The organism is Pseudomonas sp. LB3P31, assembly GCF_054897945.1.
In genome coordinates this window covers 4,418,582-4,445,317 of the sequence record NZ_CM142710.1, presented here as the reverse complement: position 1 = coordinate 4,445,317, position 26,736 = coordinate 4,418,582, and the positions used below count along the sequence as shown (strand labels likewise).

General features: G+C 61.3%; 22 protein-coding genes. 6 read left to right on the top strand and 16 right to left on the bottom strand.

Translation table 11 applies throughout. The features are described from left to right. Window positions 1–2 precede the first annotated feature (2 nt). From ACYZTK_RS20275 to ACYZTK_RS20250, 6 genes are all read left to right on the top strand, one after another. The gene (locus ACYZTK_RS20275; protein ID WP_462011457.1) at window positions 3–1,163 is read left to right on the top strand and encodes an efflux RND transporter periplasmic adaptor subunit; all 1,161 of its coding nucleotides are present in this window, start codon (window positions 3–5) and stop codon (window positions 1,161–1,163) included. Further along, on the top strand, window positions 1,160–4,261 hold the full coding sequence (locus ACYZTK_RS20270) for a multidrug efflux RND transporter permease subunit (protein ID WP_462011456.1): 3,102 nt from the start codon (window positions 1,160–1,162) through the stop codon (window positions 4,259–4,261). Before ACYZTK_RS20275 ends, ACYZTK_RS20270 begins: the two co-directional genes overlap by 4 nt. 9 nt (window positions 4,262–4,270) lie before the next feature. After that, a complete protein-coding gene (locus ACYZTK_RS20265; protein WP_462011455.1) occupies window positions 4,271–4,948 on the top strand; it encodes a heavy metal response regulator transcription factor in 678 nt (225 codons plus the stop codon). Continuing rightward, window positions 4,938–6,302 (top strand): heavy metal sensor histidine kinase, encoded by a 1,365-nt coding sequence (locus tag ACYZTK_RS20260; protein WP_462011454.1) that lies wholly within the window; start codon window positions 4,938–4,940, stop codon window positions 6,300–6,302. Before ACYZTK_RS20265 ends, ACYZTK_RS20260 begins: the two co-directional genes overlap by 11 nt. Before the next feature lie 161 nt (window positions 6,303–6,463). Beyond that, the gene (locus tag ACYZTK_RS20255) at window positions 6,464–6,655 is read left to right on the top strand and encodes a hypothetical protein (protein WP_462011453.1); all 192 of its coding nucleotides are present in this window, start codon (window positions 6,464–6,466) and stop codon (window positions 6,653–6,655) included. A 286-nt stretch (window positions 6,656–6,941) separates the two neighbouring features. Then, window positions 6,942–8,444, top strand: a complete 1,503-nt coding sequence (locus ACYZTK_RS20250; RefSeq protein WP_462011452.1) for a sensor domain-containing diguanylate cyclase — start codon at window positions 6,942–6,944, stop codon at window positions 8,442–8,444. A gap of 140 nt (window positions 8,445–8,584) precedes the next feature. On the opposite strand, the gene lpxC is transcribed toward ACYZTK_RS20250, so the two are convergent. From lpxC to mraZ, 16 genes are all read right to left on the bottom strand, one after another. After that, window positions 8,585–9,496 (bottom strand): UDP-3-O-acyl-N-acetylglucosamine deacetylase, encoded by a 912-nt coding sequence (gene lpxC / locus ACYZTK_RS20245; RefSeq protein ID WP_017340679.1) that lies wholly within the window; start codon window positions 9,494–9,496, stop codon window positions 8,585–8,587. Window positions 9,497–9,608: 112 nt separating this feature from the next. Continuing rightward, window positions 9,609–10,802: a cell division protein FtsZ gene (gene ftsZ / locus ACYZTK_RS20240; protein ID WP_462011451.1), complete on the bottom strand. Its 1,194-nt coding sequence runs from the start codon at window positions 10,800–10,802 to the stop codon at window positions 9,609–9,611. Window positions 10,803–10,868: 66 nt separating this feature from the next. Next, window positions 10,869–12,128: a cell division protein FtsA gene (gene ftsA / locus ACYZTK_RS20235; RefSeq protein ID WP_462011450.1), complete on the bottom strand. Its 1,260-nt coding sequence runs from the start codon at window positions 12,126–12,128 to the stop codon at window positions 10,869–10,871. A 15-nt stretch (window positions 12,129–12,143) separates the two neighbouring features. Next, complete coding sequence (locus tag ACYZTK_RS20230; RefSeq protein ID WP_462011449.1) at window positions 12,144–13,013, bottom strand: cell division protein FtsQ/DivIB; 870 nt, start codon at window positions 13,011–13,013, stop codon at window positions 12,144–12,146. A 4-nt stretch (window positions 13,014–13,017) separates the two neighbouring features. Then, window positions 13,018–13,974 carry a D-alanine--D-alanine ligase gene (locus tag ACYZTK_RS20225; RefSeq protein ID WP_462011448.1) on the bottom strand — a complete coding sequence of 319 codons (957 nt, stop codon included), beginning with the start codon at window positions 13,972–13,974 and terminating at the stop codon, window positions 13,018–13,020. Continuing rightward, a complete protein-coding gene (gene murC / locus ACYZTK_RS20220; protein WP_462011447.1) occupies window positions 13,971–15,431 on the bottom strand; it encodes a UDP-N-acetylmuramate--L-alanine ligase in 1,461 nt (486 codons plus the stop codon). The genes ACYZTK_RS20225 and murC overlap by 4 nt, the downstream gene beginning before the upstream one ends. Continuing rightward, window positions 15,424–16,494, bottom strand: a complete 1,071-nt coding sequence (murG, locus tag ACYZTK_RS20215; protein ID WP_462011446.1) for an undecaprenyldiphospho-muramoylpentapeptide beta-N-acetylglucosaminyltransferase — start codon at window positions 16,492–16,494, stop codon at window positions 15,424–15,426. The genes murC and murG overlap by 8 nt, the downstream gene beginning before the upstream one ends. Next, window positions 16,484–17,701, bottom strand: coding sequence for a putative lipid II flippase FtsW (ftsW, locus tag ACYZTK_RS20210; protein ID WP_462011445.1), 1,218 nt, complete (start codon window positions 17,699–17,701; stop codon window positions 16,484–16,486). The genes murG and ftsW overlap by 11 nt, the downstream gene beginning before the upstream one ends. Beyond that, window positions 17,698–19,044: a UDP-N-acetylmuramoyl-L-alanine--D-glutamate ligase gene (murD, locus tag ACYZTK_RS20205; protein ID WP_462011444.1), complete on the bottom strand. Its 1,347-nt coding sequence runs from the start codon at window positions 19,042–19,044 to the stop codon at window positions 17,698–17,700. Before murD ends, ftsW begins: the two co-directional genes overlap by 4 nt. Before the next feature lie 5 nt (window positions 19,045–19,049). Next, complete coding sequence (gene mraY, locus ACYZTK_RS20200; protein ID WP_045059287.1) at window positions 19,050–20,132, bottom strand: phospho-N-acetylmuramoyl-pentapeptide-transferase; 1,083 nt, start codon at window positions 20,130–20,132, stop codon at window positions 19,050–19,052. Further along, window positions 20,132–21,499: a UDP-N-acetylmuramoyl-tripeptide--D-alanyl-D-alanine ligase gene (locus ACYZTK_RS20195; RefSeq protein WP_462011442.1), complete on the bottom strand. Its 1,368-nt coding sequence runs from the start codon at window positions 21,497–21,499 to the stop codon at window positions 20,132–20,134. The genes mraY and ACYZTK_RS20195 overlap by 1 nt, the downstream gene beginning before the upstream one ends. Continuing rightward, on the bottom strand, window positions 21,492–22,955 hold the full coding sequence (locus ACYZTK_RS20190; protein WP_462011441.1) for a UDP-N-acetylmuramoyl-L-alanyl-D-glutamate--2,6-diaminopimelate ligase: 1,464 nt from the start codon (window positions 22,953–22,955) through the stop codon (window positions 21,492–21,494). Before ACYZTK_RS20190 ends, ACYZTK_RS20195 begins: the two co-directional genes overlap by 8 nt. Beyond that, window positions 22,955–24,694 (bottom strand): peptidoglycan D,D-transpeptidase FtsI family protein, encoded by a 1,740-nt coding sequence (locus ACYZTK_RS20185; RefSeq protein WP_462014939.1) that lies wholly within the window; start codon window positions 24,692–24,694, stop codon window positions 22,955–22,957. Before ACYZTK_RS20185 ends, ACYZTK_RS20190 begins: the two co-directional genes overlap by 1 nt. Further along, entirely contained in the window at window positions 24,694–24,987 is a 294-nt protein-coding gene (gene ftsL / locus ACYZTK_RS20180) for a cell division protein FtsL (protein WP_223515297.1), read from the bottom strand. The genes ACYZTK_RS20185 and ftsL overlap by 1 nt, the downstream gene beginning before the upstream one ends. Beyond that, window positions 24,984–25,931: a 16S rRNA (cytosine(1402)-N(4))-methyltransferase RsmH gene (rsmH, locus tag ACYZTK_RS20175; protein WP_462011439.1), complete on the bottom strand. Its 948-nt coding sequence runs from the start codon at window positions 25,929–25,931 to the stop codon at window positions 24,984–24,986. The genes ftsL and rsmH overlap by 4 nt, the downstream gene beginning before the upstream one ends. Then, a complete protein-coding gene (mraZ, locus tag ACYZTK_RS20170) occupies window positions 25,928–26,383 on the bottom strand; it encodes a division/cell wall cluster transcriptional repressor MraZ (RefSeq protein WP_008147486.1) in 456 nt (151 codons plus the stop codon). Before mraZ ends, rsmH begins: the two co-directional genes overlap by 4 nt. Between the last annotated feature and the right edge of the window lie 353 nt (window positions 26,384–26,736).

Genomic DNA, 26,736 nt, shown 5'->3' with positions numbered 1-26,736 from the left:
GCATGCGAATCCAGAAAAAAAACGTCCTGCTCGTTGCCCTGCTGATCGTGCTGATTGCGCTGGGCGCCTGGTACCTGAGAAAACCGGCTACGGCGAAACTGACGACCTCCACCGCGATTCCCGTGCGCGTGGTGAACGTTGCCGAGAAAGATGTGCCGCGCTATGTCAGCGGTATCGGTTCGGTATTGTCCCTGCACAGCGTGGTGGTGCGCCCGCAGGTGGACGGGATCCTTACCAAATTGCTGGTCAAGGAAGGGCAACTGGTCAAGGCCGGCGACCTGCTCGCCACTATCGACGATCGGACGATTCGCGCCAATCTCGATCAGGCCCGAGCCCAGCTGGGTGAAAGCCAGGCGCAACTGCAGGTGGCGCAGGTCAACCTCAAGCGCTACAAATTACTCAGCGTCGATGACGGCGTGTCGAAGCAGACCTATGACCAGCAGCAGGCGCTGGTCAACCAGCTTAAAGCCACCGCCCAGGGCAACCAGGCCTCAATCGACGCGGCGCAGGTGCAACTTTCCTACACCCAGATTCGCTCCCCGGTCACCGGTCGGGTCGGTATTCGTACGGTGGACGAGGGCAACTTCCTGCGCATGACTGATGCCCAGGGCTTGTTCACGGTGACCCAGATCGACCCGATCGCTGTGGAGTTCTCCCTGCCCCAGCAAATGCTGCCGACCCTCCAGGGCCTGATCAATGATCCCGAGCACGCCCAGGTCAAGGCCTACATCGGTGCCGACACCGACAGCGAGACCGGCAACCTGCTGGGCGAAGGCCACCTGACCCTGATCGACAACCAGATCAACGCCAATACCGGGACCATCCGCGCCAAGGCCGAATTCAACAATCCCCGGCAGAAACTCTGGCCTGGCCTGCTGGTGACGGTAAAAATTCAGACAGCCCTGGATAAAGATGCGCTGGTGGTTCCGCCCACGGTCGTGCAGCGCGGGCTTGATCAGCACTTCGTCTATCGGGTCAACGGCGACAAGGTCGAGATCGTTCAGGTGCAGATGGTGTATCAAGGCAGCGGCCAGGACATCATCCAGGGCGTGAAACCTGGCGATGTGCTGGTCAGCGACGGCCAGTCGCGGCTCAAGCCGGGGTCCACGGTGCAGGTGCTGAGCGAACTGCCGCAGGTCGTCCAGTCGGAGCCGAAACCATGAAAGGTCGCGGCTCGGTTTCCGCCTGGTGCATCGATCATCCGGTCGCGACGATCCTGCTGACGTTCGCCCTGGTCTTGCTCGGGGTCATCGCTTTCCCGAAATTGCCGATCGCGCCCCTGCCGGAAGCCGAATTCCCGACCATCCAGGTGGCCGCACAGCTGCCCGGCGCCAGCCCCGAGACCATGGCCTCATCGGTGGCCACGCCGCTTGAAGTGCAATTCAGCGCCATCCCCGGCGTGACCCAGATGACCTCGAGCAGCGCCCTGGGCTCGACCAACCTGACCCTGCAATTCACCCTCGACAAGAGCATCGATACCGCCGCTCAGGAAGTCCAGGCCGCGATCAACACCGCCTCCGGCAAGCTGCCCAAGGACATGCCGAACCTGCCGACCTGGCGCAAGGTAAACCCGGCCGACAGCCCGGTGCTGATCCTCAGTATCAATTCGACTCTGCTGCCCGGCCCGGAACTCAGCGACCTGGTGGAGACCCTGCTGTCGCGTCAGATCAGCCAGATCGACGGCGTAGGCCAAATCAATATCACCGGTCAGCAGCGTCCGGCCATTCGTGTGCAGGCCTCGGCAGACAAGCTCGCGGCCATCGGCCTGACCCTGGCCGACATTCGCCTGGCGATCCAGCAGACCAGCCTCAACCTGGCCAAGGGCGCGTTGTATGGCGAGTCGAGCATCTCGACCCTGTCAACCAACGACCAACTGTTTCATCCCGAGGAATACGGCCAGCTCATCGTTTCCTACAAGGACGGTGCGCCGGTGCACCTCAAGGATGTGGCCAAGGTCGTCAACGGTTCGGAGGATGCCTACGTACAGGCCTGGGCCGGTGATCAACCCGGGGTTAACCTGGTGATTTCGCGTCAACCGGGGGCCAACATCGTCGAAACCGTCGATCGCATCCAGGCTGCACTGCCGGGGCTGGAGGCCATGTTGCCGGCCTCGGTGCAGGTCAAGGTGCTGATCGACCGCACCCAGACCATTCGGGCGTCCCTGCATGAGGTGGAAATCACCCTGCTGATCGCGATCGCGCTGGTGGTGGCGGTGATGGCGCTGTTCCTGCGCCAGCTGTCGGCGACACTGATCGTCTCGGCGGTGCTGGGCGTTTCCCTGGTCGCGACTTTTGCCCTGATGTACATCATGGGCTTCAGCCTGAACAACCTGACCCTGGTGGCGATCGTGGTGGCCGTGGGGTTTGTGGTCGACGATGCGATCGTGGTGGTGGAGAACATCCACCGCCATCTGGAAGCCGGCGACGGCATGCGCGAGGCGGCGATCAAGGGTGCCGGCGAGATCGGCTTCACCGTGGTGTCGATCAGTTTCTCGCTGGTGGCGGCGTTCATCCCGTTGCTGTTCATGGGCGGCGTGGTCGGACGACTATTCAAGGAGTTCGCCTTGACGGCCACCGCGACCATCATGATTTCCGTCGTGGTGTCGCTGACCCTCGCACCGACCCTGGCCGCGCTGTTCATGCGTGCGCCGGTGCATCACGCCAACCGCAAGCCGGGGTTCGGCGAACGCCTGCTGGGCTGGTACGAAAAAGGCCTGCGCCGCGCCCTCGCGCATCAGAAGCTGATGATCGGGGTGTTCGGTGTGTCGCTGGGCCTGGCGATTGCCGGTTACATCTTCATTCCCAAGGGCTTCTTTCCGGTGCAGGACACCGGGTTTGTCCTGGGCACTACCGAGGCTGCCGCGGATATTTCCTACGGCGACATGGTGAAAAAACACTTGGCGATGGCCGAAATCGTCGCCGCTGACCCGGCCGTGCAGGCGTTTTCCCATTCGGTCGGCGTCTCGGGCAGCAACCAGACCATCGCCAACGGTCGCTTCTGGATTTCCCTGAAAAAACGTGGTGACCGGGATGTCTCGGCCAGCGAATTCATCGACCGGATTCGCCCACAGCTGATGAAAGTCCCCGGCATCGTGCTGTATCTGCGCGCCGGCCAGGACATCAACCTCAGCTCCGGTCCCAGTCGCGCGCAGTATCAGTACGTGCTCAAGAGCAACGACGGCGCGACCCTCAGCACGTGGACCCAGCGCCTCACCGACAAACTGCGGGGCAACCCGGCGTTCCGCGACATTTCCAACGACCTGCAACTGGGCGGCAGCATCACTCACATCAGCATCGACCGCAGCGCCGCCGCGCGTTTCGGCCTGACCGCGAGCGACGTCGACGAAGCGCTGTACGACGCCTTCGGCCAGCGCCAGATCAATGAGTTCCAGACCCAGGTCAATCAGTACAACGTGATTCTGGAGCTGGACACCCGGCAACGCGGCAAGGCCGAAAGCCTCAACTATTTCTACCTGCGTTCGCCCCTGAGCGGGGAGATGGTGCCGCTGTCGGCCCTGGCCAGATTCGATGCGCCCACCGTCGGCCCGCTGTCCATCGCTCACGACGGCATGTTCCCGGCGGCCAACCTGTCGTTCAACCTGGCACCCGGCGTGGCGCTGGGTGATGCGGTGATCATGCTCAACCAGGCCAAGGCCGAGATCGGCATGCCGGCGGCCATGAGCGGCAATTTCCAGGGTGCGGCCCAGGCGTTTCAGAGTTCATTGGCCAGCCAGCCGTGGTTGATCCTGGCGGCACTGGTGGCGGTGTACATCATCCTTGGCGTGCTCTACGAGAGTTTTGTCCATCCGCTGACCATCATTTCGACCTTGCCCTCAGCGGGACTCGGGGCGGTGATCATGCTGTGGATCTGCGGCCAGGATTTCTCGATCATGGCGCTGATCGGCCTGGTGCTGTTGATCGGGATCGTGAAGAAGAACGGTATCCTGATGATCGACTTTGCCCTCGATGCTCAGCGCAACCGCGGCCTGCCACCGGAAGAAGCAATCTACGAGGCGTGTATCACGCGGTTCCGCCCGATCATCATGACCACCCTCGCCGCCCTGCTCGGCGCCTTGCCGCTGATGCTCGGCTACGGCACTGGCGCCGAACTGCGCCAGCCATTGGGCATCGCGGTGGTCGGCGGGTTGCTGGTGAGCCAGGCGCTGACGCTGTTCACCACGCCGGTCATATACTTGTGGCTAGAGCGACTATTTCATCGACCTGAACCAGCCCCGGCACCGGCGCTGGCGACCACAGACTGAGGCGGGGTCATGCGCGTCCTGATTATCGAAGACGAGGAAAAAACCGCGGACTATCTGCACCGCGGCCTGACGGAACAGGGCTACACCGTGGACCTGGCCCGCGACGGGGTGGAAGGCCTGCACATGGCGCTGGAAAGCGATTATGCGGTGATCATCCTTGACGTCATGCTGCCGGGCCTCGACGGTTTTGGTGTGCTGCGCGCGCTGCGTGCGCGCAAGCAGACCCCGGTGATCATGCTCACGGCACGCGAGCGCGTCGAAGACCGCATCAAGGGCCTGCGCGACGGTGCCGACGACTACTTGGGCAAGCCGTTTTCCTTTCTGGAACTTGTGGCTCGCCTGCAAGCGCTGACCCGGCGCAGCGGCGGCCACGAGCCGGTGCAGGTGAGCGTTGCCGACCTGTGGATAGATTTGATCAGCCGCAAGGCGACCCGGGCCGGCACCCGCCTGGACCTGACCGCCAAGGAGTTTTCGCTGCTCAGCGTGCTCGCCAGGCGCCAGGGTGAAATCCTCTCGAAAACCGCGATCGCCGAGATGGTCTGGGACATCAATTTCGACAGCGATGCGAACGTCGTCGAGGTCGCGATCAAGCGTTTACGTGCCAAACTCGACGGACCGTTCGACGAGAAACTGCTGCACACGATTCGTGGCATGGGTTATGTGCTGGAGAGCCGCGGTGTCCAGTAATTCGATTGCCCTGCGCCTCAGCGGCATGTTCACGCTGGTGGCATTGCTGGTGTTCCTGCTGATTGGCTGGGCCTTGTACCAGCAGGTCGACAAGGGCCTCGGCCTGCTGCCCGAGGCGGAGCTGGATGCGCGCTACAGCGTGCTCGAATCGACTGTCGGTCGTTACGGTACGCCTGAGCACTGGGTGAAGATCAACAACAAGCTCAAGCTGTTGGGTGAGGAAGACAAGCGCATCAGTTTCTGGATCGTCAGCGGCGATCCTCACTATGAATACGGCGAGCTGACGCCGCAGGTCCGCACTTTTGCCCAAGGCCCGCTGGGCATGCGCGACCTGAAGCTGCCGGGCCAGGCTTATCCAATGAAAGTACTGGTCAGCCAGTTTCCGGCCAAGGACCAGCGCCCGCCACTGCGCTTCATGATCGGCATCGACACCGAGACCTTTTTGCAGACTCAGCACCGCTTGCTGATCGCGCTGATCAGCCTGGCGATCATCGGCGTGCTGCTGGCATCGGCCCTCGGCTACTGGGTTGCGCGGATCGGTCTCAAACCCTTGATCAAATTGTCCCAGGAAGCCCAGCGCCTGGCGCCGCCGCTGCTGTCCGGGCGCCTGCAATTGTCACCACTGCCGCCTGAACTGAACCAGTTCGTCAGCTCGTTCAACTCGACCCTGGAACGGGTCGAGCAGGCTTACTCGCGTCTTGAATCCTTCAACGCCGACGTGGCCCATGAACTGCGCTCGCCGCTGACCAACCTGATCGGCCAGACCCAGGTCGCATTGACCCGTGGAAGGTCGGCGGAACACTATTTCGAGGTGCTGCAATCGAACCTCGAAGAGCTCGAGCGACTGCGCTCGATCATCAACGACATGCTGTTCCTGGCCAGTGCCGACCAGGGCAGCAAGGCCACCAAGTTGACCTCCACTTCCTTGGCGGACGAGGTCGCAACCACTCTGGAGTATCTGGATTTCATCCTCGAAGATGCTCAGGTTGAGGTGCAGGTCAGCGGCGATGCCCAGGTGCGGATCGAGATCGCGCACTTGCGCCGGGCCTTGATCAATCTGCTGAGCAATGCGGTGCAGCACACCGAGCCGGGCCAGGTGATCCAGGTGCACATCCAAGCCCAGGCGCATCAGGTCAGCATCGGCGTCGCCAACCCTGGCGCGCCGATTGCCAGTGAGCATCTGCCGCGCCTGTTCGAGCGCTTCTACCGGGTCGACGCGTCTCGCAGCAACAGCGGGAACAACCATGGGCTGGGGCTGGCGATCGTCAAGGCGATTGCGCTGATGCATGGCGGTGATGTGTTTGCCCGAAGTGATCAGGGGGTGAATACCTTTGGGATTCACTTGCCCGTTTGATGGCCCCAAAAGATCGCAGCCTTCGGCAGCTCCTACCGGTACGCGTGAGATTCTTGCTGTTAGCGCAACAGTCCTTTCATGAATCCACTCTTTTTCCCCTCCCCGTTCAGCCTTATCTTGGCGCCACCAAACAGCACTTGCCAAGCAAGAAGGTTTTAAAGATGTCCAACTCCATGGGTATTGCCAGCGCTTTCGTTTTGTCCTCATTGTTCCTTTCCCCACTCGCCATGGCGGAAGAGTCCCCGACCTTCGCTGCACGCAACGCCGAACGGGCTGCGGCGTTTCAAGCGTATCAGGGTGAGATGACGGCCAAGGCCCAGGGTGATCAGCCACAGGTTGAGAAAGACAGCTGATCCGCTGCACCAATCCAGTTTCCCTCGACACTTCTCATCGGCTCTTCCCGTTGAAAAGTTGTCTTCAAGCCGCTGCTCTCAGCGGCTTTTTTTCGTCTTCGGATCCTTACAGTCATTGCAACGATAGGCATAACCGTCGACTACCTGCTTAACTCACTGTAGGAGCGAGCTTGCTCGCGAAAAACGCCAACGATAACGCGGACTGTCTGGTATAACGCGGTGCCTTGGCATTCTTCGCGAGCAAGCTCGCTCCTACACATATGCCATAACTGAAGTCTAAGCCCCCATGATCGCGAGCCGTCTCCCTCACCTCTCAGGCAAGACCGGTCGACCTGAGCTCATGGTGATCCTCGGCAGCACCCTGACGGTCATCGCAATTATCTGCATCGTCACGTTCCTGTTGATCCGCGAACACGCCAGCGCCAAGGAAGCGGCCACCCGCAGCGCAACCACCATCGCGCAGCTGATCGATGCCGATGTGTTGCGCACCGTGGAGCTCTACGACCTGACCCTGCAAGGCCTGATCGCCGCCGCGCAACGGGACGACCTGCGCCAGGTATCACCGCAGATCCGCCACCTGGTACTGTTCGACCGTTCCACTACTGCGCGCTTCAAGGGGGACATCCTGCTGCTGGACAAGCATGGCGAGGTACTGGCCGATTCATCCTTGATCGCGCCCAGGCCGGGCAATTTCGCCGACCGCGATTACTTTCTCGCCCACGTCACCAACCCCGACAGCGGCATGTTCATCAGCCGTCCCTTCAAGACTCGATGCGATTGTGAAGACAGCAATGAATGGCGGATCAGCTTCAGCCGCCGCATTGCCTCGCCCACCGGGGAATTTCTGGGAGTCGCCGTGGCGTCGATGCGCCTGACCTACTTTGACCAGTTGTTCAACAGCCTGTACATCGGCAGCGACAGCACGCTCAACATCATCGACAACGAAGGCATCCTGCTGGCGCAGAAGCCCTACCTGGAACACGACTCGATCGGCAAGAGTTTCGCCAACCGGCCTAATGTCATCCGCATCCTGCGCGAAGGCAGTGGCAGCTTCGAGAGCGTTTCAAGCATGGATGGACAGCAACGCCTGTATACCTTTTCCCGGGTCGGCAACCTGCCACTGATGGTGATCGTGGCCCTCGCCGACAACGACGTGTTCGCCGCCTGGCGACGCACAGCACTGGTGATCAGCGGCGCCACCGGCGTGCTGTGCTTGGGCCTGCTGTGGCTAAGTTGGTTGCTGTGTCGGGAACTGCGCCTGCGTCATCGGGCCGAACAGGAACTGGCGCAACTGGCCGCCACCGATGCCCTCACCGGTGTCGCCAACCGCCGGATCCTCGACCTGACGCTGCGGCATGAGTGGTTCCGCGCCCAGCGCTCCGGCCTGCCACTGTCGTTGTTGATGATCGATGCCGACCACTTCAAGGCTTTCAACGATCGCCACGGTCATCAAGGCGGTGATGAGGCCTTGCGCACAATGGCCAAGGTGATCACGGCCAATGTGCGACGCCCTGCGGACCTGGTGGCGCGCTACGGTGGCGAGGAGTTCTCGGTGATTCTGGCGGAAACTGACAGTGCGGGTGCGCTGCAGATTGCCGAGAAGATTCGCGCGGCGGTGGAACAGTTGCCCAGGGTTGAGGGGGATGAGTTGCCGATGACTGTCAGTATCGGGATCAGCACCTGGACCAGCCAGACTGAGGCGACGCTGGAGCAGCTGCTGTTTGCGGCGGACAGGGCGTTGTATGAGGCCAAGGAGCAGGGGCGGAATCGGGTGGTGGCAGCACATTAAGATCAAAAGATCGCAGCCTTCGGCAGCTCCTACAGGGGTACGCATTCCAACTGTAGGAGCTGCCGAAGGCTGCGATCTTTTGATCTTGCATAAAAAAAGGCCACCCGAAGGCAGCCCTTAAAAACTAGAGAGGTTTTTGCTTACACGGCCGCAACTGGACGCATGTAAGAGATCGGTGCAGTGCTGGCGTCTTCGAAAGTCACGACTTCCCAAGCATCTGTCTGCTCAATCAACTTGCGCAGCAGCTGGTTGTTCAATGCATGTCCGGACTTGAAGCCCTTGAACTCACCTATCAGGCTATTGCCCAGCAGGTAGAGGTCACCAATAGCATCGAGGATCTTGTGCTTCACGAATTCGTCTTCATAGCGAAGGCCGTCTTCGTTCAGTACGCCATCCGCGTCGACCACAATAGCGTTTTCAACGCTGCCGCCGAGTGCGAGGTTGTGCTTGCGCAGGTACTCGATGTCACTCATGAAACCAAAGGTACGGGCGCGGCTGACTTCTTTTACGAACGAAGTGCTGGAAAAATCCACGCTTGCACTTTGGGTGCGGTTACGGAAAACCGGGTGATCGAAATCGATCTCGAAACTCACCTTGAAGCCTTCGAAAGGGACGAAAGTGGCGCGCTTGTCGCCGTCTTCCACTGTCACTTCCCGCAGGATCCGGATGAATTTCTTCGGTGCGTCCTGTTCTTCCAGGCCGGCCGACTGAATCAGGAATACGAAAGGTCCAGCGCTACCATCCATGATTGGAACTTCGGACGCGGAGAGCTCGACGTAGGCGTTATCGATGCCCAGGCCAGCCATGGCCGAGAGCAAGTGCTCTACCGTATCCACCTTGGTGTCACCACTGACCAATGTGGTCGACATCGTGGTTTCACCAACGTTTTCCGCGCGGGCAGGAATCTGCACCACAGGGTCGAGATCGGCACGACAAAACACAATGCCGGTGTCGATAGGTGCGGGCTTGAGGGTCAGGTATACCTTCTCCCCGGAGTGCAGGCCTACACCTGTGGCACGGATAATATTTTTCAGTGTGCGTTGTTTAATCATGGCTTGGGCCGCTTCAGCGCAAATTGCGAACTGGTATCAACAAAGGCTGGCGATAATAGCAGACCAGACCTTTGCTGAACACCAATCACCTTCATAGCCCTGATACATTCCATCAATCGGCCTGACGACGCAGGAAAGCCGGGATGTCCAGATAGTCCAGGTCGTCCTGCGGATTCATCTTCGCGGCAGTCGCAGCACCGGCCTGAGCCTGATTGCGCATGACGGTCGGACGGTCCAGGTCACGGTAGTTCACGGCGGGCGCTTCCTGACGAGCGGACACCTGCTGTTGAGGCTGGGAAGCCACGGACGTATGCATCGTGTTGTCGATGATCTTCACCGGCTTCTCGATTTTCGCACCCAGACCGGTAGCAACTACAGTCACGTGCAACTCGTCGCGCATGTCCGGATCGATAACGGTACCGACCTTGACCATCGCGTGTTCGGAAGCGAAGGCTTCGATGATGCTACCCACGTCGGAGTACTCACCCAGGGACAGGTCAGGACCGGCGGTGATGTTCACCAGGATGCCGCGTGCACCTTGCAGGTTCACGTCTTCCAGCAGCGGGTTGCGAATGGCCGCTTCGGTGGCCTCGCGAGCACGGTTCGGACCGCTGGCGCAGCCAGTGCCCATCATCGCCATGCCCATTTCGCTCATCACGGTACGTACGTCGGCAAAGTCGACGTTGATCATGCCCGGACGCTTGATGATGTCGGAGATACCGCGAACGGCACCGGCCAGTACATCGTCAGCCTTGGCGAAAGCCGACAGCAGGCTGGCGTCCTTACCGAGGATGGTCAGCAGCTTCTCGTTGGGAATGGTGATCAACGAGTCGACGCTTTCAGACAGCAGACGGATGCCTTCATCGGCGATCTGCATGCGCTTGCGGCCTTCGAACGGGAACGGACGAGTCACCACCGCAACGGTGAGGATTCCCATTTCCTTGGCCACTTCAGCAATGATTGGCGCAGCACCGGTACCGGTACCACCGCCCATGCCCGTGGTGATGAACACCATGTTGGTGCCCTGCAGGACTTCGGCAATGCGCTCACGATCTTCGAGAGCGGCCTGACGACCTACTTCAGGGTTGGCGCCGGCGCCGAGACCTTTGGTCACGCCGGTGCCCAGTTGCAGGATGGTCCGCGCGCCGATGGATTTCAGCGCCTGGGCATCAGTGTTGGCGCAGATGAATTCAACGCCTTCAATGTTGCTCTTGACCATGTGGTTGACGGCGTTGCCGCCGCCTCCGCCAACACCGATAACTTTGATAACCGGGCTTGCGGGGATGTTGTCTACGAGTTCGAACATTTTCCCTCTCCTTACATTCTCTAGTTTTTTCGCCTACTGCGTTTGTTGCGGTGTTGCGGTAATTCTTTAGAAGTTGCCTTGAACCCAGCTCTTGATGCGATCGAGCAAGGCGGGTTTCGGCTCTTCATTGCTGTAGCTGTCGCGGCTGCTGATGCCCGAGAACGAAATCCCGTCGGACTGCTTCTGCAGGCCGTACATCAACAGGCCCACGCCGGTGGAATAGATCGGGTTGCGCACCACGTCATCCAGGCCCTTGACGCCATGGGGCACGCCCAGGCGGACCGGCATGTGGAAGATTTCCTCGGCCAGTTCGACCGCGCCTTCCATTTTCGAGGTGCCGCCGGTCAGCACGATGCCGGCCGGGATCAGGTCTTCGTAGCCACTGCGGCGCAGCTCGGCCTGGATCAGGGTGAACAGTTCGTCGTAACGCGGCTCGACCACTTCGGCCAGGGCCTGGCGGGACAGCTCACGCGGCGGACGGTCGCCGACACTTGGCACCTTGATGGTTTCACCGGCACCGGCCAGTTTGGCCAGGGCGCAGGCGTAGCGAATCTTGATCTCTTCGGCGTACTGGGTCGGGGTGCGCAACGCCATGGCGATGTCGTTGGTCACCTGGTCGCCCGCAATCGGGATCACGGCGGTGTGGCGGATCGCGCCTTCGGTGAAGATCGCGATGTCGGTGGTGCCGCCACCGATGTCCACCAGGCACACGCCCAGCTCTTTCTCGTCGTCGGTCAGCACCGAGTACGCGGAAGCCAGCTGCTCGAGGATGATGTCGTCGATTTCCAGGCCGCAGCGGCGCACGCATTTTTCAATGTTCTGTGCGGCGTTGACGGCGCAGGTGACCACGTGAACCTTGGCTTCCAGACGTACGCCGGACATGCCCAGGGGCTCACGAACGCCTTCCTGGTTATCGATCACGTAATCCTGCGGCAGGGTGTGCAGCACACGCTGGTCAGCCGGGATGGCCACGGCCTGGGCAGCGTCGAGGACGCGCTCAAGGTCGGCGGAGCTGACTTCGCGATCCCGAATTGCCACGATGCCGTGGGAGTTCAGGCTGCGGATGTGATTGCCCGCCACGCCGACGAACGCCGAGTGGATCCGGCAACCGGCCATCAGCTGCGCTTCTTCAATCGCGCGCTGGATCGATTGCACGGTGGACTCGATGTTCACCACCACGCCTTTCTTCAGGCCGCGGGACGGGTGCGTACCGATCCCGACGATTTCCAGCGTGCCATCGTCCGCGACCTCGCCGACCAGCGCCACCACCTTGGAAGTGCCGATATCCAGACCGACGATCATTTTGCCGCTTTGCACGTTTGCCATGGGTCCTGCCTCTTCTTAATTCTTCGCGACAGCGGGTTGGGCTGCCGTGGGCGCTACAGGTTCCCGCCAGCCAACAGCGAGGCCGTTGGCGTAGCGCAGATCGATGCGCGCAATGTTCGTAATCTGTTCTTTAAGCGTCTTGTCGTAGATGGCAAAGAAGCGGCGCATCTTTTCCACCAGCTTGCCGCGGCCCAGCAGCAGTTCGATGCCTGGGCCTGCACTGCCAGCTCCGGTGGTCAGGAACCAGCTGCCGCGTTCACGCAATTCCAGGCGTGCAATCGAGAAGCCCAACGGCCTGAGCATCTGGCTCAGCACCTGGTACTGCTGCATCACTTGCTGCTGGGCCCGTTGTGGGCCGAACAGCTGTGGCAAGTGTTCGTAGTTCGCCAGCTCGCGCGGGGTAAACGCCTGGCCCTGGTTGTTCAACAACGACTCGTCGCCCCAACGGGCCACCGGCAGTTGCTCTTCCAGGCGGATCACCACCTGGTCCGGCCACACCCGACGCACTTCGGCGTGGGCAATCCATGGCATCTGTTCCAGCTCGGTGCGCATGCTCGCCAGGTCGATGGTGAAGAAGCTCGCCGCCACAAATGGCGCGATCCGCTGCTGCACCGCTTGCTGACTGATGTAGCTCAGGTCGCCCTGCACGGCGATCTTGGTGATCGGCCGGTCGGCGTACGGCAGCAAGCGCTGTGCACCTTCGTAAGTGCCGTACCCCAGGGCGACCAGCAGCACCGGCCAGAACAGGGCTTTGAGAAAACCGAAATTGGCTTTCGGCAGGCGCGCGGACATCGGCTCTTTGGCCACCATTCGGCTTGCACCCCGCGGCACCGGCTTGCGGCCGGGCGGTGCGGGAGGCTGATGTCTCAGCTGGGCGCCTTGCATGGTCTTAACCTCGCGGCTCTAGGCTGGCGGCCAAAATGGCCAGGACCAGTTGCTGGAAATCCAGACCGGCAGCACGGGCCGCCATCGGCACCAGGCTGTGATCGGTCATGCCCGGCGCGGTATTGACTTCGAGAAACCAGAACTGCCCTTCGGCGTCCTGCATCACGTCTGCCCTGCCCCAACCGGCGATACCCAGCGCCTCACAGGCTTTCGCCGTGAGGTCGATCAATTCTTTCTCTTTGTTGCTGTCGAGGCCGCACGGGATCCGGTACTGGGTATCGGAAGCCACGTACTTGGCGTCGTAGTCGTAGAAGCTGTGCGTGGTGCCCAGGGCAATTGGAGGCAACACCTGGTCACGCAGGGTGGCGATGGTGAACTCCGGACCTTGAATCCATTGCTCGACCAACACTTGCGAATCGTAGGTACTGGCCGCTTTCCAGGCGTCGATCAACTCGGACGCGGAAGTCACTTTGGCCATGCCGATACTTGAACCTTCATGGGCCGGTTTGACGATCAAAGGGAAGCCCAGTTCCGTCGCTGCAGAAATACAATCGGCCTCGCTGCACAGCACGGCGTGACGCGGCGTCGGAATGCCGAGGCTGTGCCAGACCTGCTTGGTCCGCAGCTTGTCCATCGCCAGTGCCGAAGCCAGGATGCCGCTGCCGGTGTACGGGATGCCCAGGCATTCGAGCAAGCCCTGCATGCTGCCGTCTTCACCGCCACGACCGTGGAGAATGATAAAGGCACGGTCGATCTTTTCGGCGAGCAAGCGCTGCAACAGGTCATCGCCCACGTCGAGGCCGAACGCATTGACTCCGGCGCTTTGCAGCGCCTCGAGTACGGCATTACCCGACTTCAGGGACACCTCACGTTCGGCGCTCTTGCCACCGAACAGCACGGCGACCCGACCGAAGTCTTTCGGCGCGATAGTGGAAAAGAGGTTGGCGTATGCAGCGGTCATTTCAACTTCCCCACACTCGGCGCAGCAACGGCGCCAACGAATAACGGACTGTTCAACAGTTTTGGCGCGAGGCCGCCGATATCACCGGCACCCTGGCACAGCAGGATGTCGCCGGCACGCAGCAGCGGCTTGACGATCGGCGCGAGATCAACACCGCGCTCGATGTAGATCGGATCGAGCTGACCGCGCTGGCGGATGCTGTTGCACAGCTTGCGGCTGTCAGCGCCCGGGATCGGCTCTTCACCGGCCGGATAGACTTCCATCAGCAGCAGCACGTTGGCATCGGCCAGGACATTGACGAAATCGTCGTAAAGGTCGCGGGTGCGGCTGTAGCGATGCGGCTGGTAGACCATCACCAGGCGGCGCTCCGGCCAGCCACCACGCACGGCCTTGATCACCGCGGCGACTTCGGTCGGGTGGTGACCGTAGTCGTCCACCAGCATCACGTTGCCGCCGTCGACTGGCAGTTCGCCGTAGACCTGGAAGCGTCGGCCGACACCCTGGAAGCCTGACAGGCCCTGGACGATGGCTTCATCGCTGACGCCCTCGTCGCTGGCGATGCAGATGGTCGCCAGGGCATTCAACACGTTGTGGTTGCCCGGCATGTTCACCGAGACATCCAACGGCTCGCGCTCGGGGCGCAGGACGGTGAAAAAGGTCTGCATGCCCTGCTGGCGTACATTGATCGCACGCACGTCGCAGTCGTCGCCGAAGCCGTAGGTAACGGTCGGACGCTTGACCAGCGGGAGAATCTCGCGCACTACCGGATCGTCCAGGCACACCACCGCCAGACCGTAGAACGGCAGGTTGTGGAGGAACTCGACGAAGGTTTTCTTCAGTTTGTTGAAGTCACCGTCGTAGGTCGCCATGTGATCGGCGTCGATGTTGGTGACCACGGCCACCAGCGGCTGCAAGTGCAGGAAGCTGGCGTCGCTTTCATCGGCTTCGGCGATCAGGTAGCGGCTGGTGCCCAGCTGAGCATTGGTGCCCGCTGCATTCAGACGCCCACCGATTACGAACGTCGGGTCCAGGCCACCGGCCGCGAACACCGAGGCGATCAGGCTGGTGGTGGTGGTTTTGCCGTGGGTACCGGCGACGGCAATGCCGTGACGGTAGCGCATCAGCTCGGCCAGCATTTCGGCGCGCGGCACCACTGGAATACGACGTTCCAGGGCAGTGGCAACTTCCGGGTTGGAAGTGTTCACCGCGCTCGACGTGACCAGTACATCGGCAGCTGCAGCGTTTTCGGCACGGTGGCCGATATAGATGTGGGCACCAAAGGACTCGAGACGCTCGGTCACCGGCGAAGCCTTGAGGTCGGAACCGGACACTTCATAGCCCAGGTTCAACAACACTTCGGCAATCCCGCACATGCCCACGCCGCCGATACCGACGAAGTGGATACGACGGATGCGGCGCATTTCCGGATGCGGCATGGCTTTCTGATTCTCAACCATGGGCCACCTCCAGGCAGGTGTCGACAACGTTGCGGGTAGCATCAGGTTTGGCCAGGCGGCGGGCCGCGGTGGCCATGTCATTGAGTCGTTGCGGTTGCATCAGGACCTCTGTCAGGCGTGCGGCAAGATCCGCAGCGCCGGTCGTTCTTTGTGGCATCAGGAAGGCAGCGCCTTCACGGGCCAAATAATCGGCATTGCGGGTCTGGTGATCGTCGATGGCGTGGGGCAGAGGCACCAGCATCGAGGGCAGACCGGCGGCAGCCAGTTCACTGATGGTCAGCGCGCCTGCACGGCACACCACCAGGTCGGCCCAGCCATAGGCTTGGGCCATGTCTTTGATGAAAGGCTGCACCTGCGCTTCGACGCCGGCCGCGCGATAGCGCTCTGCAGTCACTTCATCGTGGTTTTTGCCGGCCTGATGAAACACTTCCGGGCGCAGGTCGGCAGCGACTTGGGCCAGGGCTTCAGGCAGCAACTTGTTCAATGGCTCTGCGCCCAGGCTTCCGCCCAGGATCAGCAAACGCGCCTTGCGACCGGCCAAAGCCGAGCGCGGAGTGTCGAGGAACAGCTCGGTACGTACCGGATTACCGGTGGTACGGCGGCTGTCCGACAGGGTAAAGGTGTCGGGGAATGCTTCACACACCCGGGCGGCCAACGGCACCAGCAACCGATTGGCGGTACCGGCCACCGCGTTCTGCTCGTGAACAATCACCGGTACGCCAGCCAGTTTGGCGGCAACGCCACCAGGGCCGGTCACATAACCACCAAAGCCGACCACGCAGACTGGCCGCAGCTGGCGAATGATCGCCCGCGCCTGCCAGACCGACTTGAGCAACATGAACGGTGCCATGAGCAGCGACAACTTGCCCTTGCCACGCAGGCCGCGGGCATTGATGCGATGCAGCTCGATACCGGCCATCGGCACCAGCTCATTCTCGATGCCCCGCGGCGTGCCGAGCCAGTGCACGGTGTAACCGCGGGCCTGGAACTCGCGGGCACAGGCCAGCGCCGGGAACACGTGGCCACCGGTACCGCCCGCCATGATCAGCACGTTAGCGCCCATGGTTTGGCTCCTCGGCGAAGTCGCTTTCCTGGAATTCCATCTCTTCGCTGCCCAGGTGGGTTCGACTCTCCCACTCGATGCGCAGCAACAGCCCCAGGCAGGCGCAGCAGATCACCAACGAACTGCCGCCATAGCTGAGGAACGGCAAGGTCAGGCCCTTGGTCGGCAACAGGCCAACGTTCACGCCGATGTTGATCAGGAACTGGAAGATCCACAGGAACGACAAGCCATAGGCGATGTAGGCGGCAAAAAACTGTTTGGATTTTTCGGCCCAGTAACCGATGTACATGCCGCGTACACAGACGAAGGCGAACAGCGCCACCGTGCACAGCGAACCGACGGCACCGAGCTCTTCGGCCAGGACCGAGAACACGAAGTCGGTGTGGGCTTCGGGCAGGTAGAACTGCTTCTGCACGCTGTTGCCCAGGCCGACGCCCAGCCACTCGCCCCGACCGAAAGCGATCAACGCCTGGGACAGCTGGTAGCCGGCGCCGAACTGGTCGGCCCATGGGTCAGCGAAGTTGGTCAGACGCGCCATCCGGTACGGCTGCATCTGAATCAACAGCACCACGGCACCGACGGCCAGCAGCACCATCAGCAGAAAGCGGAACAAGCCGACCCCGCCCAGGAACAGCATGGCCGCAGCGGCGCCCATCATCACGACGGTGGCGCCGAAGTCCGGCTCCATCAGCAACAGCCCGGCCATTGGCAACAGCACGATGAACGGCTTGAAAAAGCCCATCCAGCTTTCCCGCACTTCTTTCTGGCGACGTACCAGGTAACCGGCGAGGTAGATCACCACGAATACCTTGGCGATCTCGGAAGGCTGGACGTTAAAGAAGCTGAAGCCGATCCAGCGCATCGAACCATTCACTTCGCGGCCAATGCCGGGGATGATCACCATCACCAGCAAACCGAACGCACCCAGCAGCATCAGCCAGCCCAGGCGTTGCCAGGTAGCGATCGGGATCATCATGGTGACGATGCAGGCGCCCAGGCCCAGCAGCACGTAGATCAGGTGGCGGATCATGTAGTACAGCGCGCTGCCCGATTGCACGGCGGCGACTTCGGTCGACGCCGAGGCAATCATCACCAGGCCGAGGCCGAGCAATGCCAGGCAACCGGCGAGCATCGGGAAGTCGAGGTCGATGCCGCGCCCAGTGATGATCGGCGACGGGTACGGCTTGATGATATTGAGCAGGCTCATGCCAGTTCCTCCACGGCGCGGACGAACTGGTGACCACGGTCTTCATAATTCTTGAACATGTCGAAACTGGCGCAGGCTGGCGACAGCAGCACCACATCGCCCGGATGGGCAGCGGCGCGGCATTGCTCTACCGCCTCGACCAGAGAACCGGCGCGGATCAGCGGCACGCGGTCGCCGATGGCCGCACCGATCTTGTCGGAGTCGCGGCCCATCAGGATCACGGCGCGGCAGTTGGCCGCTACCGGATCACGCAGATCACCGAACTCGGCACCTTTGCCGTCGCCACCGGCGATCAGCACGACCTTGCCATCGATGTCTGCACCCAGGCCTTCGATGGCTGCAAGCGCGGCGCCGACGTTGGTGGCCTTGGAGTCGTTGTAGTAGCCCACGCCATCCAGGTCGCGGACCCATTGGCAACGGTGCTCAAGGCCGGCAAAGGTGCGCAGGCTCGAGAGCATGGCGTCGAACGGCAGGCCCACGGCGTGCCCCAGCGCCAGTGCCGCCAGGGCGTTGGACTGGTTGTGCGCGCCACGAATCTTCAACTCGCGCACCGGCATCAGGTTCTGGAACTCGAAGGCCAGGTACTTCTCGCCGTCTTCTTCGCGGATACCAAACGCCTTGAAATCAGGTTTGCCCAAGCCGAACGTCCAGCATGGCTGGCCTTCGCCCATCAGCGGACGGCTCAGGGCGTCCTGACGATTGACCACGAACTGCCGGGCGCCGCGGAAGATCCGATGCTTGGCCAGGTGATAAGCCGGCAGGCCGCTGTAGCGGTCCATGTGGTCTTCGCTGACGTTGAGCACGGTCGCCACTTCGGCGTTGAGCTGATCGGTGGTTTCGAGCTGGAAGCTCGACAGTTCCATCACGTACAGCTCGACATCGTCGCTCAGCAGGTCCAGCGCCGGCGTGCCGAGGTTGCCGCCAACTGCCACACGCTTGCCAGCCGCCGCAGCCATTTCGCCGACGAGGGTGGTCACGGTGCTCTTCGCGTTGGAACCGCTGATGGCAACGATCGGCGCCTTCGCGTTACGCGCGAACAGCTCGATGTCACCGGACAATTTCACCCCACGGGCGGCAGCAGCCTGCAGGGCCGGGGTCGCCAACGCCAGGCCGGGGCTCACGTAGAGCTCGTCGGCGCGGCACAGGAACTCGACGTCAAGCTCGCCACAACGCACTTCCACGTGCGGATAGTCACGCTTGAGCGTGTCCAGTTCCGGTGGATTGTCCCGCGTATCGGCCACGGCAAACGACGTGCCACGGTTCGCCAGGAAGCGAACCAGGGACATGCCGCTCTTGCCGAGGCCGACAACGATGCGGAAGTGGTCAGAAGCGATCAGAGACACTCGTTCTACCTCAGCTTCAGGGTGGCAAGGCCAACCAGTACGAGAATCACGGTGATGATCCAGAAACGGACGATCACGCGCGGCTCGGGCCAGCCCTTGAGTTCAAAATGGTGGTGGATCGGTGCCATGCGAAATACCCGGCGACCGGTCAACTTGAAGGATGCAACCTGGATGACCACCGACAAGGTCTCCATCACGAACACGCCGCCCATGATGAACAGGACGATTTCCTGGCGAACGATCACCGCGATGGTGCCCAGGGCAGCACCCAGCGCCAGCGCGCCGACGTCACCCATGAAGACCTGCGCTGGATAGGTGTTGAACCAGAGGAACCCCAGGCCCGCGCCGATCAGCGCGCCGCAGAATACGATCAGCTCACCGGCGCCCGGTACATAAGGAATCAACAGGTATTCAGCGAATTTCACGTTACCGGACAGGTAGCAGAAGATCCCCAGCCCGCCGCCAACCATCACGGTCGGCATGATCGCCAGGCCGTCGAGGCCGTCGGTCAGGTTGACCGCGTTGCTCGAACCGACGATGACGAAGTAGGTCAGGACAATGAAACCTGCGCCCAGGGGAATGCTGTAGTCCTTTAGCATCGGCAGGATCAGCGTGGTTTCCACTGGCGTGGTGGCGGTCATGAACAGGAAGATCGCCGCGCCCAGGCCGAACACCGACTGCCAGAAGTATTTCCAGCGACTCGGCAGGCCGCGGGAGTTCTTCTCGATCACCTTGCGGTAGTCATCCACCCAGCCGATTGCGCCGAACAGCAGGGTCACCAGCAATACGGTCCAGACATAACGGTTGCTCAGGTCAGCCCAGAGCAAGGTACTGACGCCGATCGAAGACAGGATCAACGCGCCGCCCATGGTCGGGGTACCCGATTTGGACAGGTGCGATTGCGGACCGTCGTTACGCACCGATTGGCCGATCTGACGCTTCTGCAGGGTACGGATCATCCACGGGCCGTAGCACAGCGACAAGACCAGCGCGGTCAGCACACCGAGGATCCCGCGCAGGGTCAGGTACTGGAAGACCGCGAAGCCTTTGTAGAACTGTTGCATGTACTCCGCTAGCAGCAGCAGCATCAATGTTTCTCCAAACTGGACTCGCACAAAGCGGCAACGACGTTTTCCATCGCAGCGCTGCGCGAGCCCTTGATCAAAATGGTGGTGTTTGTGTCTTGCTCGGCGCCGAGAGCCTTGATCAGTTCAGCCTGAGTGCTGAAATGACGGGCCTGCTCGCCAAAAGCGTTTACGGCATGGACCATATTTGGCCCGACCGCGTACAGCGCAGAAACCTTGCCACGGGCGTATTCGCCCACATCGCGGTGCCCCTGCTCCGCCCACTCGCCCAACTCGCCGATATCCCCGAGCACCAGGACGGTGCGACCGGAAAAGCCGGCGAGTATATCAACGGCCGCGCACATGGAGGTGGGGTTCGCGTTGTAAGTGTCATCAATGACGCGCATGCCATTATTGGCCAGCTGCGCAACGGTGCGGCCCTTGACCGGCTGCACCGCGCCAAGGCCGGTGGCAATGCCGAACAGGGACACGCCCAGCGCGTGGGCAGCCGCTGCCGCAGCCATGGCATTGGCGACGTTGTGGGTGCCGAGCAGGTTCAGTTGCACGCGCTCCACACCTTCTGGACTGTGCAGATTGAACGCCGGGCAGCCACGTGCGTCGCGGTCCAGGTCACTGGCGTAGAAGTCGGCGGCGACATTGCTCAGGGCAAAGGTCAGCACTTTGCGCCCGGCGGCACGGGTCTTCCAGATTTCAAAGGCCTTGTCATCGAGATTGAGTACGGCTACGCCATCGGCATCCAGCCCTTCGATAATTTCGCCCTTGGCCTCGACGATTTTGTCCGGCCCGCCAAACTCGCCAACGTGAGCGGTACCGGCGTTGTTCAACACGGCGACCTGGGGTTTGGTCATGGCCACGGTGTAGGCAATTTCGCCGAGGCGCGAAGCACCGAGTTCGATCACTGCTGCGGTATGTTCCGGGGCCAGTTCGAGCAGGGTCAGCGGAGCGCCAAGGTCATTGTTCAGGTTGCCACGGGTGGCCAGCACCGGACCACGGGTGCGCAGGATGCTCGCGAGCATTTCCTTGACCGTGGTCTTGCCGCTGGACCCGGTAATGGCGGCCACGGGCTGGGTGAAGGCGACACGGTTCATCGCGCCCAGTTGGCCGAGGGCCTGGCGGGTATCTTTCACCACCAGTTGCGGCAGCGGACTGTCGGCGACTTCACGCTCGACCAATGCGGCTACTGCGCCTTTGGCGGCGACGTCGTTGAGGTAGTCATGGCCGTCGAATCGCGGGCCGGTCAGGGCTACGAACAACTGGCCAGGCTGGATAGCACGGCTGTCGATACTGACGCCATTAAAGCTCGCGTCCGCGCTAACCAGGCGGGCATTCAGCGCGCCGGTCAGCTGGCTCAATTTCAAGGCTTCAAGCATGAGCCACCTCCCATGCGGTCAGGGCGTGATCAGCCTCGACCAGGTCGGAGAACGGGTGGCGCTCGCCGTTGATTTCCTGATAGTCCTCATGGCCTTTGCCGGCCAGGACGATCACGTCATCGACCGAGGCGCTGGCGATCAGCTGGGCAATGGCCTGGCCACGACCTGCAACAAAGCTGACGTTATCCACAGCGCTGAAGCCGGCACGGATGTCATCGAAGATCACCGAAGGGTCTTCGCTGCGCGGGTTGTCGTCGGTTACCAGCACACCATCTGCCAGGCGCTCGACCACTTCGGCCATCAGCGGGCGCTTGCCGCGATCGCGATCACCGCCGCAGCCAAACAGGCACAGCAAGCGCCCCTTGGCGTGGGGACGCAGGGCCATCAAGACTTTTTCCAGGGCGTCCGGGGTGTGGGCGTAATCGACCACTACCAAAGGCTGCGCGCCGCCACCCAGGCGCTGCATGCGACCGACCGGGCCTTCGAGTTTGGGCAGCACTTTGAGAATTTCGTCCAGCGCATAGTCCAGGCCGAGCAAGGCGCCGACTGCAGCCAGCACGTTGCTCAGGTTGAACCGACCCAGCAGCGTGCTGCGCAGGTGATGTTCGCCCTGGGGCGTGACCAGTGTGGCGCGCACACCTTCGTCGCCGAACTGCGCTTCACGGCAATAAAGGTAGGCGCTGGAATCTTCGAGGCTATAGGTGATCAGCCGCGACTCGCGCTTGTCCGCAGCCAGCTGGCGGCCGAATGCGTCGTCGAGATTAATTACGCGGCATTTCAGATCATTCCAGGCAAACAGCTTCGCCTTGGCTTCAGCGTAAGCCTGCATGGTGCCGTGATAATCGAGGTGGTCGCGGGACAGGTTGGTCATCACTGCCACGTCGAACGCCAGCGCAGTCACTCGGCCCTGATCGAGGCCGTGGGAAGAGACTTCCATGGCCACGGCCTTGGCTCCGGCTTTTTTCAAGTCGGCAAGAGTGGCCTGTACGGCAATCGGGTTTGGCGTGGTGTGCAGGCCGCTTTCAAGGGCACCGTAGAAACCGCTGCCCAGGGTGCCAACGATGCCGCAATGCTGACCGAGCAGGTCCAGGGCTTGCGCGACCAGCTGGGTGACGCTGGTCTTGCCGTTGGTGCCAGTCACGCCCACCAGGTTCAGGTGGCGACTCGGATCACCGTAGAAACGCCCGGCGATGTCCGACAGCTGCGCCGCCAGGCCCTTGACCGGAATCAGGGGCACGTCGGTAATCGGCAGCACGGTGGCGCCTTCGACTTCATAAGCCACGGCTGCGGCGCCACGCTGCAAGGCGTCGGCGATGTGCGCACGACCGTCGTACTTGCCGCCAGGCACAGCGAGGAACAGGTCGCCCGCGCGTACGTTGCGGCTATCCAGGGTCAGTTCGCGGATCAACAGATCGCGTCCGGCGTGGGCAAATATCTTGTTCAGACTAAGAGACATCAGCCGCGCCCTCCATTGGCTTTCAGCGGAACAACCGGTGCGGCGTTGGCCTGCTGGACCGGCGGCAGGTTGTCAGGGGTGATGTTCATCAGGCGCAAGGTCCCGGACATCACTTTGCTGAACACTGGCGCCGAAACCAGGCCACCGAAATAACCGGCTTTGCTAGGTTCATCAATAACTACAACGATTGCGTAACGCGGATCGTTCATCGGTCCGAAGCCGGCGAACAGCGAGCGGTAGGAATTCTCGGCGTAGCCTTTGGTGCCGACCGAAGTCTTGCGCGCTGTACCGGACTTGCCGGCCACGTGATAGGCCGGCACCTGCGCGCGGAATACCCCACGCGGGGCCTCGATCACCTGTTGCAACATGGTCTGCATGGTCTTCGCAACCGCCTCAGGCAGCACTTGTGTGGTCTGCGGCGCCTTGTCGGTCTTGATCAGGGTCAGCGGCGCGAGGCGACCGTTGTTGGCCAGGGCTGAAAAGGCGTGGACCAGCTGGATCGCGGTCACGGAAATACCGTAGCCGTAGGACAGCGTGGCGGTTTCAGCCTTGCGCCATTCACGGTAGTTCGGCAGGTTGCCAACGCGCTCACCCGGGAAGCCCAGGCCCGTGTCCTGGCCGAGGCCAACTTTCTGCGCCAGGCGGAAAATGGTTTCTCCACCGATATCGAACGCGATCTTGCTCATGCCGACGTTACTGGAGTTGATCAGGATGCCGGTCAGGTCGAGCACCGGGCCTTCGCTCTTGGAAACGTCCTTGATGGTGTACTTGCCGATCTGCAAGGTGCCTGGGTACACCTCGACAGTATCAGTCGGCTTCCAGCGGCCGGACTCAATCGCGGCGCTCATGGAAATCGCTTTCATCGTCGAACCTGGCTCGAACACGTCGATCATTGCGCGGTTGCGCATCATCGCCGGTTGCAGGTTGCGACGATTATTGGGGTTGTAGGTCGGCTGGTTGACCATGGCCAGAATCTCGCCGCTCTTCACATCCATGATCACCAGACTGCCGGCCTTGGCACCGTTCTCGATGATCGCGTTGCGCAGCTCGCGGTTGGCCAGATATTGCAGGCGCAGGTCAATCGACAACGCCAAGGGCTTGCCGGCCTTGGCGTTTTTGGTGACCTGGACATCCTTGATGAGTCGGCCGCGCCGATCCTTGATGACCTGGCGCTTGCCGGGGACACCGGCGAGCCATTCGTCATAGGCCAGCTCCACACCTTCCCGACCGTGGTCGTCGATGTCGGTAAAGCCGACCATGTGCGCGGTGACTTCACCGGCAGGATAGAAACGCCGGAACTCCTCGATGCCATAGACGCCCGGCACTTTCAGGTCGAGTACCGATTGGCCCTGTTCGGGGGTCAGGCCACGCACCAGATAGATGAATTCCTTGTTGGCCTGGGCTTCGAGGCGCTCGCTCAGGGCTTTTGGGTCCTGGCCCAGCGCAGCCGCCAGAGCCGGCCACTTCTCTTTGGCCTGTTGCATTTCCTTGGCGTTGGCCCACAGCGTGGTGACTGGGGTACTGACCGCCAAAGGCTCACCGTTGCGGTCGGTGATCAGACCACGGTGGGCAGGAATGGGGATGTGACGAACGCTGCGCGCATCGCCCTGGCCTTTCAGGAAGGCACGATCGACGATTTGCAGGTCGATAATGCGCCAGCAAATAGCCACGACCATGACGCCGAGCAAGCCCAGCACCAGGCGAAACCGCCATGGGAACAGTGCGCCCTCGAGTTTCATCATGGCGCCACCATCTTCACTTCGGCTGCGCCCGGAATACGCATTTTCAGCTGCTCAGAGGCCAGGACTTCGATACGGCTGTGGGCAGTCCAGGTGCTCTGCTCGAGAATCAACCGGCCCCACTCCGCCTGCGCCTTGTCGCGCACACTCAATTCGTTGTACAGCGAGTTCAGCAGCTGACGGTTCCAGTGCGCACTGTAGGAAACGCCAATAGCCGAAACGAGCACACCGACAAACAGCAGCAGCATGAAAAAGCTTCCGCCAGGAAGTGGCTTGGCGAAAAGCTTGCTCACCGCAACTTCTCCGCGACACGCATGACAGCGCTACGGGAACGAGGGTTGGCTTTGAGTTCGGCCTCGGAGGCGGACTGCGCTTTGCCATGGACTTTGATTTTAGGCTCGAAGGCCACGTGCCGTACCGGCAGGTTGCGCGGCAGGTTGTCGGCTTCGCCTTTCACCAGCTTGCGCATGAACAGTTTGACGATGCGGTCTTCGAGGGAGTGGAAGCTGATCACCACCAGGCGGCCGCCGATTTCCAGGCATTCCAGGGCGGCTTCAAGACCGGCCTCCAGGTCGCCCAGTTCGTTGTTGACGTGGATACGCAGGCCCTGGAACGCACGGGTAGCAGGGTTCTTGCCCTTCTCCCACGCCGGGTTGGCGACTTTCAGGACTTCAGCCAGGTCGGCGGTGCGCTCGAATGGCTTGATGTCGCGACGCTCCGCAACTGCACGGGCCATGCGACCGGAAAAACGTTCTTCGCCGTATTCCTTGAACACCCGGGCGATTTCTTCCGCCGGCGCAGTATTGACGAATTCGGCAGCGCTGATCCCCCGGGAAGGATCCATGCGCATGTCCAGCGGGCCGTCGTTGAGGAAGCTGAAACCGCGTTCCGGGTCGTCAAGCTGCGGGGAAGACACGCCGAGGTCGAGCAGGATGCCGCTGACCTTGCCGGCCAGACCGCGCTCGGCAACTTCCGAACCCAGCTCGGCAAAGCTGCGCTGCACAACGACAAAGCGGCCGTCTTCGGCCGCCAGCGTGTGCCCGGTGGCAATCGCTTGAGGATCTTTGTCAAATCCCAGCAACCGGCCATCGGGACCCAGCTGGCTGAGGATCAACCGGCTGTGCCCGCCGCGTCCGAACGTACCGTCCAGATAGCAGCCATCAGGACGTACGGCGAGAGCCTCGACGGCTTCGTCAAGCAGTACGGTGATGTGGTTGAAGCCGCTATCAATAGTCACAGAATTAAATCACGCAGTTCATCAGGCATGGCGCCCGGTTGTTGAATAGCAGCCAGGTCAGCGGCAGAAACCGCATCCCAGGCATCCTCGTCCCATAATTGGAACTTGTTCAGCTGGCCAACCAACATCGCGCGCTTATCCAACTTGGCATATTCACGCAGACGCGGCGGAACCAGAAAACGACCACTGCCATCGAGCTCGAGGTCGACGGCGTTACCAATCAGTAAACGTTGCAGGCGGCGGTTTTCCTCGCGAAGCGAAGGCAGTGCGCGCAGTTTGGTTTCGATAATTTCCCACTCATCGAGGGGGTAAACACACAAACATGGATCAACGGCATCGATCGTGACGATTAATTGCCCGGAACTACGCGAAACGAGCTCGTCGCGATACCGGCTCGGCATAGCGAGACGGCCTTTTGCGTCGAGACTGATAGCGTTAGCTCCGCGAAACACGTCAGCGTTTCTCCAAATTTTAGCGTTTTGAGCTCAAAAAACCCACTTCATGCCACTTTCCGCCACTTGCGCACACTATAGGAATGCGCCCACCACACCGTCAAGGCGCGCGGTAAAGGAAAAGTCTTACATAACTGTGATTTAGCAGCGCAAAAGGAGGGGTAACGAAAATCTGACGCTGAATATTGCTCAATAACTTGATGCAGCGCTGATGGCTACGATCGGAAGTTAAAGTACTTTGTTAAGAGTAAGATTTTTTTGGTATTACGGAAGGGCTTCTGCTGACGTTTCTGGAAGGAGGAAAATCGTTACTGCCTGCGCCCTGTTCATTGCTGCAAACAGGGAGGGGGGAA